Annotated in this window: 14 protein-coding genes; all 14 read right to left on the bottom strand. The window is 61.3% G+C overall.

Going from position 1 to position 7,922, the window contains the following annotated elements; translation table 11 throughout:
- The coding region (locus FGA82_RS28010) for a phage tail tape measure protein (protein WP_141129603.1) at positions 1–1,278 on the bottom strand (1,278 nt) is incomplete at its 3' end.
- Between the two features lie 5 nt (positions 1,279–1,283).
- Positions 1,284–1,424 carry a DUF6890 family protein gene (locus FGA82_RS32230; RefSeq protein WP_039013052.1) on the bottom strand — a complete coding sequence of 47 codons (141 nt, stop codon included), beginning with the start codon at positions 1,422–1,424 and terminating at the stop codon, positions 1,284–1,286.
- Between the two features lie 23 nt (positions 1,425–1,447).
- Positions 1,448–1,741, bottom strand: coding sequence for a putative phage tail assembly chaperone (locus FGA82_RS28005; RefSeq protein ID WP_141129602.1), 294 nt, complete (start codon positions 1,739–1,741; stop codon positions 1,448–1,450).
- Positions 1,738–2,274: a lysis protein gene (locus FGA82_RS28000; RefSeq protein ID WP_141129601.1), complete on the bottom strand. Its 537-nt coding sequence runs from the start codon at positions 2,272–2,274 to the stop codon at positions 1,738–1,740. Before FGA82_RS28000 ends, FGA82_RS28005 begins: the two co-directional genes overlap by 4 nt.
- Complete coding sequence (locus tag FGA82_RS27995) at positions 2,271–2,798, bottom strand: lysozyme (protein WP_141129600.1); 528 nt, start codon at positions 2,796–2,798, stop codon at positions 2,271–2,273. The genes FGA82_RS28000 and FGA82_RS27995 overlap by 4 nt, the downstream gene beginning before the upstream one ends.
- Positions 2,795–3,091, bottom strand: a complete 297-nt coding sequence (locus FGA82_RS27990) for a hypothetical protein (RefSeq protein ID WP_141129599.1) — start codon at positions 3,089–3,091, stop codon at positions 2,795–2,797. The genes FGA82_RS27995 and FGA82_RS27990 overlap by 4 nt, the downstream gene beginning before the upstream one ends.
- Positions 3,091–3,300, bottom strand: coding sequence for a TraR/DksA family transcriptional regulator (locus FGA82_RS27985; protein WP_141129598.1), 210 nt, complete (start codon positions 3,298–3,300; stop codon positions 3,091–3,093). The genes FGA82_RS27990 and FGA82_RS27985 overlap by 1 nt, the downstream gene beginning before the upstream one ends.
- Positions 3,300–3,752, bottom strand: coding sequence for a phage protein (locus FGA82_RS27980; RefSeq protein WP_039756525.1), 453 nt, complete (start codon positions 3,750–3,752; stop codon positions 3,300–3,302). The genes FGA82_RS27985 and FGA82_RS27980 overlap by 1 nt, the downstream gene beginning before the upstream one ends.
- Positions 3,753–3,758: 6 nt before the next feature.
- Positions 3,759–4,874: a DUF2586 domain-containing protein gene (locus tag FGA82_RS27975; protein ID WP_141129597.1), complete on the bottom strand. Its 1,116-nt coding sequence runs from the start codon at positions 4,872–4,874 to the stop codon at positions 3,759–3,761.
- Positions 4,875–4,885: 11 nt separating this feature from the next.
- Positions 4,886–5,569, bottom strand: coding sequence for a phage virion morphogenesis protein (locus tag FGA82_RS27970; RefSeq protein ID WP_141129596.1), 684 nt, complete (start codon positions 5,567–5,569; stop codon positions 4,886–4,888).
- The gene (locus FGA82_RS27965) at positions 5,556–6,008 is read right to left on the bottom strand and encodes a phage tail protein (RefSeq protein ID WP_141129595.1); all 453 of its coding nucleotides are present in this window, start codon (positions 6,006–6,008) and stop codon (positions 5,556–5,558) included. The genes FGA82_RS27970 and FGA82_RS27965 overlap by 14 nt, the downstream gene beginning before the upstream one ends.
- Positions 6,005–6,463 carry a head completion/stabilization protein gene (locus tag FGA82_RS27960; RefSeq protein ID WP_141129594.1) on the bottom strand — a complete coding sequence of 153 codons (459 nt, stop codon included), beginning with the start codon at positions 6,461–6,463 and terminating at the stop codon, positions 6,005–6,007. Before FGA82_RS27960 ends, FGA82_RS27965 begins: the two co-directional genes overlap by 4 nt.
- Positions 6,464–6,560: 97 nt before the next feature.
- Positions 6,561–7,283: a phage terminase small subunit gene (gene gpM, locus FGA82_RS27955; RefSeq protein WP_141129593.1), complete on the bottom strand. Its 723-nt coding sequence runs from the start codon at positions 7,281–7,283 to the stop codon at positions 6,561–6,563.
- Positions 7,280–7,922 (bottom strand): P2 family phage major capsid protein (locus tag FGA82_RS27950; RefSeq protein ID WP_141129592.1); only part of this gene is annotated, 643 nt, incomplete at its 5' end. The genes FGA82_RS27950 and gpM, both read right to left, overlap by 4 nt.

Below are 7,922 nucleotides of genomic sequence, written 5' to 3'. Positions count from 1 at the left end.
CGTGCGCAGGTTCAGCAACTGGATGACCTTCCACACTGATACCAGGCCCAGCCAGGTCATTCGTGCAACACCGACCACGACGGTCAGCAACGACATGGCGCCGACGATCGCCATGATGGTCAGTGCGGTGATGCCGATCACCCGGGTGATGTTGGGAAACAGCTGCGACCAACGCACCAGGGTTTTGCCGATATCGACCATCTTGTTCATGAACGGCGTCAGCACTGGGATCAGTACCTGGCCAAACACCACACGCATGACCTCGACTAGGGAAGCCCACTGCTGCCACGGATCGACCATGGCCCGGGCCATCTGCTCAGCATTTTCGAGACCGCGCACCTTGCCCAACTGCTCGATGCCGTTGCGCAGTCGATCGGTGTCCTTGGCCAGCGCGCCGATCACCTGGGCACCTTCGCCGCCGAAGGCCTCCATTAACTTGGCGCCGGCCGAGGCGCTGGTCAGGTCACCGAACTTGGCCTGCAGCTTGTCCAGAATCGCCATCATCGGCAGGACTTTGCCCTGCTGATCGGTGAACTGCATGCCGAGCTTTTCCGATGCGGCGCCGATGTTTTCGAAAAACGCCTTATAGCGTCCGCCGGCGTCGCCGCCCTCCATGGTGCTGCTCAGCGTGCCAATCACCGCCATCTGTTCGGCAAGGTCGACGCCGGATGTGGTGGCGATCGCGCCGGCCTCCTTGAAGGCGTCTTTCATCGCCGCGCCGCTGGTACGGAACAACTGCACAGCCAACGCCGTTTGCCCGCCCAGTTTTTCCACCCACGCGCCCTTCCCCATCGCATCCGCCTGGGACTTCTGTAGGTTGTAGAGCGTGCCAACGTACTCGCCCATGGTTTCGGCATCGGACTTGGTGGCCTTCGCCAGCAAGTTGCTGGTGTTGGTGAACGTGGCGAGCTGGTTGCCGGCGAGTCCCTTGATGGCGCCCTCGATGAGGTAAGCCGAGGCCACAAAATCCTTGGCGTTCTCGCCGTAGCTCACGGCGAATTGCAGCGACTTGGCATTGAGGGCCGACAACGCATCCTCGGCCACGCCCAACGATCGGACGTCACCCAGGGCGCGATTGACCTCCAGTGCCGGTTCCATGGACTCACGAATTCCGACCACAGCAGCGGTCACGCCGGCCATGCCCAGGCCGATCGTCTTGATGTGCTGTTCACTCTGATCGGCCAGCTCGGAAAAGCCCATTTTCACCTTGCCCAGGGGCGCGGTGACCTTGTCCTGCAAGCTGAGAATGAAAGCCAGGCTGGCGCTACGGTCTGCCAAAGTCGTTACCCGTTCAGCGCAAGGGCGATGCCGTTAGCCACGGCAAACTCCATGCGTCTCCAGTGTTCGTCCTCCAGCCACTTGGCCGTCCCCATCGCCTCGGGCGTGGGTTCGGCACCAGGAAGCCAGCGGTTCGTCAGGGCCATCAACTGGCCCAGTCCGTTTTCGCTTAGGCGCTCAGCGTGCTCGAGCGCTTTTTTACGATCACCTCAACGTTGGGCGCGTACTCCTCGAGCAGCGCGCCGGCGAGCTGCATCACCATCACCGGATTGCCCAGCAGGGGTTTCAGCACGGTTTTTTGTTCCTGCAGCACAGTGGTCATCAACAGGTTGTTGCCCGGGGCGACCTTGTTGGTTTGGGTCAGGGCGTTGAAATACTTGGTGACGTCAGCCGGGGTCAGGTTGAAGGTGAATTCCTGTTCGCCGACTTCCAGGGTGATTTCGGTGTTGTTCTGTTGGCTCATGGGGTAGATCTCTTGTTGAGGTTGGGAAAAGTGGTGTCCTGGTGCGCTGGCGATCGCTGGCACACGCCACGGACGTATTGCTGCAGTCCGAGAATCATTTGCCGGCTTAGGGCGAGCTGATTACGGAGGGTGAAATAATCCGGTCGAGCGTCTGCTGCGAGTTCGGCGCGTCCTGCATCAGCCACGCGGGCGGTGCCGGCGGCGGGCACAGATCCGGCGGCGGGACAGGTGGCGCGGACATGCAACCGGCCAGTGCCATCGCCAATAGCGCGGCGCAGGCGCTCGTTTTCAGTGAGTGCATCGGTCAATTCCTTGGTGTTTCGTTGGTCGATCGCGTCCCGCTCGGCGAGCATTTCGCCGCTGATGCGTGCCGCTTCACGTAACCCGACGACCTCCGACTTCAGGCCTTTCAGGTCTTTCAGGTCTTTCAGCGCTTCATCGCGTTGATCCACAACCCGGATGAACCAATACAAGGGCACCAGGGCAGTAATCAGCATCACGATCAGCGCGAGCCGTAGCGGTGGAATCGTCATTTCAGACAAACCTCTACTTCAGCCAGCCGGCGGTTGTGCAAGCCTGGAACAAAGTGCTTGCGGCCTTGGGCGTCGGTCACATACGCCCATACGGGCGTCTTGCCGTCCGGTGCCCAAGCCAACGCCCTGCAGCCGTCAGCGATGCGGCCGGCGTTGATCAACGCCACCGCCCGACTGGCACAAGTGCTGGGCACACCCACGTTATGCGCGTGACTGGTCAAGGCGTTGAACGTGTTCTGGGCCACGTCCGGGTTGGTGATGCAGTCGGCCAGCTGCAGCTGGGTTTTGCGGATCACCAGCTGCTCCACCTCCGCGCAACGATCGGGCGACCAGTAGTCACCGACCACGACCGGGAACGGGCTGGTGTGTCGGGTGATGCCCTTGCAGACAGTGGGCAGTCCGCTGGCCAACTTGTCGGCATAGACGGTGTTCTGGCCACGGCCTTCCCAAGTGCCCAGGAAGATCACCAACGGAGCGCTGGCCAACGCGATTACACCGGCCGTAATCCTGCCGCGCAGGCTCATGGGAACCACACTCGCAACAGTGCCGGCACGACCATTTGCAGCACGGCACCGACCAGCGTGAGGATGGTCAGCAAGCGGCCGACCTTGGCGCCGATGTCGTTTACCGCGACCGTGAGGGTCTGTTGGCCAGCGTTCAGTTCCGACAGTTGCCCGGCCATATGTTCAAACCCTTGTTCCAGTTTGGTCACGCGGGTTGGCACGGTTTCGTGGCGGTCTTCCAACTCGCTCAGCCGGTGTTCGAAGACAGCGAATTTCTGTTCCAGCGTTCCGAGGCGTGTGGCGTCAGTCGTCATCAGCGTTTACTCTGCTCAAAGCCCGTTTGGCACGGGACACACCGCGTTTTACCGCCCAGTGCCTGCCGCGCCGGCGGGATCTCGTTGTCGCAGTCCTGGCAATGGGTCAGGCTCGGCCCGACCGGCACAGTTATTAGCAACTGGGCTTTGATCGCCTGGTCACGTTGGCGCTGCTCCAGCTCCTGGGCGCGGTCGAACCAATCCACCATTAACGGATCCCCTCGATCTCGGTAGCGTCGAGGTACGGAACGCCGTTGATGTGAATAAAGTCCGGACTGGTGACGTCAAACGGCACCTTGTGTTTGGTTTTCTCGCCACCTTTCGGGTCGATCGACAACAGGCTGGAGATCTTCACCTTGCAGCCGAAGGCTTCCACGCGCAGTTCCTCGTCTTCGCCGGCCTTGGCGAAGAACACCGCGTCAAACGGCTTGAGCTTGCGAAAGCTGCCCGCCGATCGCGCCGCATCGATCAGCAACTGAAAGTTGGAGCTGTCCAGCTCCAGTTCGCCGGCAGCGGCCACGTCACCCTCCACGTAGCCGTCAGGCACGCCCCGGGTTTGGGCCACAGCCGAGTTGTCGGTGATGTCCAGGGTGCAGCTCTCGACGTGCAGCGACAGATCGCCCAGGCTCACGTCGAAGTTCTTGCCACCAATCTTTGCCATGGGGCGTTACTCCGTTTTGTCAGTGGAAAGATCCAGGGCAATGTTCGCCGTGAGGTCTTTCGGGCAGTTGAGGGGTTTGAGCTTGATGTAGGCCGCGACCTTGGTTTTGCTGAGCCATTCCAGCACCAGGTCGCCATCCTTCGGCGGCTCGATATCACCGGGGAACACCTCGCCGGCGAACTTGACGGACTTGGCCATGGCGCGCAGCGGGGCCATCAGTTGGTTGGTGTTCACCGCCATGCTGTTGGGCGTGCTGTTCAAGCGGCGATCGGCGACACGGCGGATCAGCAGCGGGCGAATCAGGCGAGCGGCCTTGTCGGTGATGCGCAGGTATTCCACGACCTGAAAGTCACTGCCTGGGGTGTCCAGCATGTTGCAGTCACCCCAGTACACGCCTGGATAGTCTGGGTAGGTCTGAGTGACGGAGAACCGCGCCCGATCCAGTTCACTGCGTACAGCGGACGGCAGCGGAATCAGCTCGCTATCAATAGGCACGTCGCCAAGCCCCAACACCGGGCCGGTGGCCACGCGCATCGGGCTATCAGCGATGCTGACTGCCGAATTGGCCAAGCGGCCAGCCAGAACGCCCAGGTCATTACCGTGCAATTGCGGCACCGGTGAAACGCGCGGCGCTGCCAGACCCGCTACCAACGCTTTTTGCTCGCTCAGGTACTGCGCCCAGGTCTGATCGACGGCGATGCCGGCGGTGCTTGCCAGAAAGAAAACACGACGGCCGTAGGTGTTGTTCAGGGCCACGGCCGCGTCATTCATGGCCGACAGTTCATCCCCCTTTGCGACAGGCTTGGTGACGATGACCGCTTCCACTGACAACCCTTGTTGCTGGGTTTTCTGCAGTGCGGTGGCCCAATCGCCTTCGGGGCCGATCGGCGCCGCCATGCAGGCCCAGCGTTGACCACCGTTCAAGCGAGCGGCGGTAATTTGGGTTTTCAGATCGCTCGCCGGGACGCCCAGGGCGGCGTCCAAATCGCTGTCGGTGTTCAGCGCAATGATCTGGCCGACGTTTTTGGCGGCGGGGCCGATGAAAAGAAAGTAACGCTCAACCTCTGTCACGGCGCCCTGGCCTAGATTGAGATTGTCGACGGTGACTTGACCGAGTGCCATGCAGTGCCTCGTTAGCGGGGTGAAGTTAGAATTTGTTGCAACACCTGGTTAATCAGGAGATTGGTTTCGCGCTCAGTTTCGGCGCCGATGAACTGGCGTTTCGGCAGCGTGATTTCCCAGCTCTGCGCGCCGGTGGTTTCGCTGCGCTGGTCGTCGAGGATCCGGATCAGCAAACCGGCTTTGGCGTAGTTCACATGCTCCTGAATCCACGCCACCGACGGCCGGGTCAGCGTCTTTTTGCCGGCTTGGCGCACACGGAAGCCCAACCGCCGCAAACGCTTGGCTTGCTTGTCGGTTGCTGCCAAACCCGGTGGGGTCTTGTTCCATCGGCGCATCTGCTGCGCGGTGCGGCGCTCACTGACGCCGTTGTGCTGCTGCGCGGCGACCCATCGGGTCAGGGCGTTTTTCCAACCCAGTTCCGCCTCATCAGCGCTTACCCGGGTGACCACCATCAACTTGGCCAGGCCGGCTTCCATTTTCTTTTTGCCCTTACCGTCGCCCTTGCGCGGGGCGAAGGGTGTGCCGTCCAAGTTCCTCTGTTCGCGCACGCGCTTGCGGCTCATCGTCCGCACGCGTTTGGTAACCTGGTTCAGCAGTCGGCGGCGCAATTGCGGCGGCAGACTCAGCAAAGCCAGTTGTTCGCGAACGCCCAAGCGTCCGCGAATGTCGAGTTCGAACGTGCTACGCCCGGCCATCGGTGGCCACCTCGCCGCGCTCTGCAATCCACAGATCAAACGGGACAAAGGCCCAGGTCTTGCCGAAGGCATCGATCTCGCCGGCCGGATCTTCGGACAGGAACTGCAGCTCGACAAACTCCAGCGTGATTTCCACGTCGAACAGATCGTTATCCAAAGGTTCCACAAGGAATTCCGGCGCCGGTAGTTCGTGGCGGTCACGGTTGGCGTCGTGGTTTTCCAGCCAACTGCCCACCAACGCCATCAGGCGCGCCGGATGGTCGGCGAAGCGCTCCAGGACGATCACGGCGCGATAGTGCATGTCGCCCAGATGCATACCGCCCACGTCCGGTTTCCAGACCAGTATGAGTTTCACCTGCTCGGTAAAACTGTCGAGCTGTTCAGGCTCGACCAAACGGCGTTCCCGCAAGTAGGCGGTCAGTCCTTGCAGCTTGGTCATAGCAGCGCCGCCGTGATGCGGCCACGGCCTTGCAAGGCACGAACGGCGGATTGGCTAAATGCCAAGAAGGTTTCTTTAAGCTCGGGCGCTTCCTTGGCGGTGTTCTCGGCGCTTTCGCGGCGGGTAACTGACGCAAATTGAGGCAGGGCGCTGGCCTTGGCGCGGCAATACACGGCACGCTTGTACAAGCTGACCTGCAACGCACGTTCAGGCGTCGACTGTTCGGCCGCTTCGACGTTGGCAATGCCGAGGATCTGCCAGCGACTTTTGAGCTTGGCGAGGTCTGTATTGACCTCGGCCATGGCAATACTCAGGGCGTCGACCAGCAACGTGCCCAGGAACTCCGCCGGCAGGCGGTAGCCTTTCTGGAACTCGGACACGGAGAGGTTCGGCCAGAAACCGTCGTTCTCAATCGTCTGTTCCACAAAGGTGGTGGGGTTCCCGGAAAAGCTCATGGCTGGCCGCTCAAATAGGGCGGGGAGACTGTTTTCCGTGGGGCTGGCCATGAATGGCAGACACACGTCCACAGTTCCCCGCTGGGGGGGTAGTCGGTTATTGGGCGCCGGTCACGGCGGGGGTTTGTTTGGCGATCGCCTTGCGGCATTTGGCTATGCGCGTCTCATTGCCGGCTTTCGCATACAGCTCGGTGGAGCGTTCCAGATGCTGGAGCGCGGTTTCCCACTGCTCGGCCTCCATGGCGCGCATGCCGATCAACTTGTGGTACTTGCTCGGGATCTGTTCGGTCAGCTCCCATTCACCGTCGACACGCGGCAACAGATCGGACAGGTACGGTTCCGGGCTGCGCTGCGCGTTGTACTCGGCGTAAGCCCAATCGATCACGGCGTCCGCAACGAAGGTTTGCACGTCGCGGCGCTTAAACCGCTCGGGCATCTCCTGGCCCTGCCCGATCGCAAAGTCCGCGAGTGCCAGGCCGTCTTCGAACTGCTCGGTGTCGAACAGCCAGACCATCACCTGCACCAGGACGGGGTTTGGCATCACCAGACCCGAATCCATGTAGCGCTGAATGAAGTCCTGGTACTTGGGCAGCAGTTCCTCACGCTTGAGTGCCTGGCGTCCGGCCAGCCCTTTGATCGCGCTCAGGCGTTCCAAGTCTTGCGCCATTGCCGCTTCCTGCAGGAGCAGGTGTTTTTTGGCATTGGCCGGACTGCTCAAAGCTTCCGCCGGCGAATACGCCAGCGGTGCCGCTGCAGCAGCGATCACTGCAGCGCTTCCCAGGGCCAACGTGCGGCGCTTGTGGGCAAGAGCCAGGCTCACTTCACCAGCTCCACGTTTTCGGTCAGCGCGATTTTCTCCAGCTGCTCGATCACGTAGCCTTCATTGCGGCTGTTGTAATCCTCGACGCGGGAGCGTTTCGGGTTGTCCACGGTTTGCTTGCGCCAGCTGGAGTCCTGGAAGTAGATCGACAGGTTGTCCCAACTGGTGACCAGCACGCCGTTGACCGGGAAGAACGGCACGCTGAAGCTTGGCAGACCACCGTAAGTGGCGATCACCTGGGCCTCTTCGATGCGTTCTTTTTCGGTGGGTGTATCACCCTGTTTGGCGTACAGCTTGGCCTTGTCGGCCGCCAACAGGTCAGTGCCGATGATGGCGATCAGGTCACCACCGTCGCGCAGACGCTCGTCCACCATCTGTTTGGTGTCGTGCACCAGGGCGTCAAGGTTGGCGTAATCACCGCCCTGCCCCAGGATTACTTTGCCAGCGGTTTTGCCTTCCTTGAGTACCTGCTGTGGGGCTTGCTCGCGCAGTTGCTGCAGCCAGCCTTTGTTCACGTCCTGCAGCATTGGATAAGCGGCGATATCAGTCTGCGCAGCGGCTTTCAGGCCGTGGAAGCCGACCATGATGCGGTCCAGCGCGATCTGTTTCTGCACAGCAGCCGAGTAACGTTGATGGAAG

Origin of the sequence: Pseudomonas fluorescens (genome assembly GCF_005938625.1) — a bacterium.
GTDB lineage: Bacteria > Pseudomonadota > Gammaproteobacteria > Pseudomonadales > Pseudomonadaceae > Aquipseudomonas > Aquipseudomonas fluorescens_BD.
This window is presented reverse-complemented; position numbering and strand designations above follow the sequence as displayed.

Coding starts and splice junctions, on each gene's coding strand:
- FGA82_RS32230 (WP_039013052.1), bottom strand. CDS start 1,424: ATGGCCCTGACGAACCGCTGGCTTCCTGGTGCCGAACCCACGCCCGAG.
- FGA82_RS28005 (WP_141129602.1), bottom strand. CDS start 1,741: ATGAGCCAACAGAACAACACCGAAATCACCCTGGAAGTCGGCGAACAG.
- FGA82_RS28000 (WP_141129601.1), bottom strand. CDS start 2,274: ATGACGATTCCACCGCTACGGCTCGCGCTGATCGTGATGCTGATTACT.
- FGA82_RS27995 (WP_141129600.1), bottom strand. CDS start 2,798: ATGAGCCTGCGCGGCAGGATTACGGCCGGTGTAATCGCGTTGGCCAGC.
- FGA82_RS27990 (WP_141129599.1), bottom strand. CDS start 3,091: ATGACGACTGACGCCACACGCCTCGGAACGCTGGAACAGAAATTCGCT.
- FGA82_RS27985 (WP_141129598.1), bottom strand. CDS start 3,300: ATGGTGGATTGGTTCGACCGCGCCCAGGAGCTGGAGCAGCGCCAACGT.
- FGA82_RS27980 (WP_039756525.1), bottom strand. CDS start 3,752: ATGGCAAAGATTGGTGGCAAGAACTTCGACGTGAGCCTGGGCGATCTG.
- FGA82_RS27975 (WP_141129597.1), bottom strand. CDS start 4,874: ATGGCACTCGGTCAAGTCACCGTCGACAATCTCAATCTAGGCCAGGGC.
- FGA82_RS27970 (WP_141129596.1), bottom strand. CDS start 5,569: ATGGCCGGGCGTAGCACGTTCGAACTCGACATTCGCGGACGCTTGGGC.
- FGA82_RS27965 (WP_141129595.1), bottom strand. CDS start 6,008: ATGACCAAGCTGCAAGGACTGACCGCCTACTTGCGGGAACGCCGTTTG.
- FGA82_RS27960 (WP_141129594.1), bottom strand. CDS start 6,463: ATGAGCTTTTCCGGGAACCCCACCACCTTTGTGGAACAGACGATTGAG.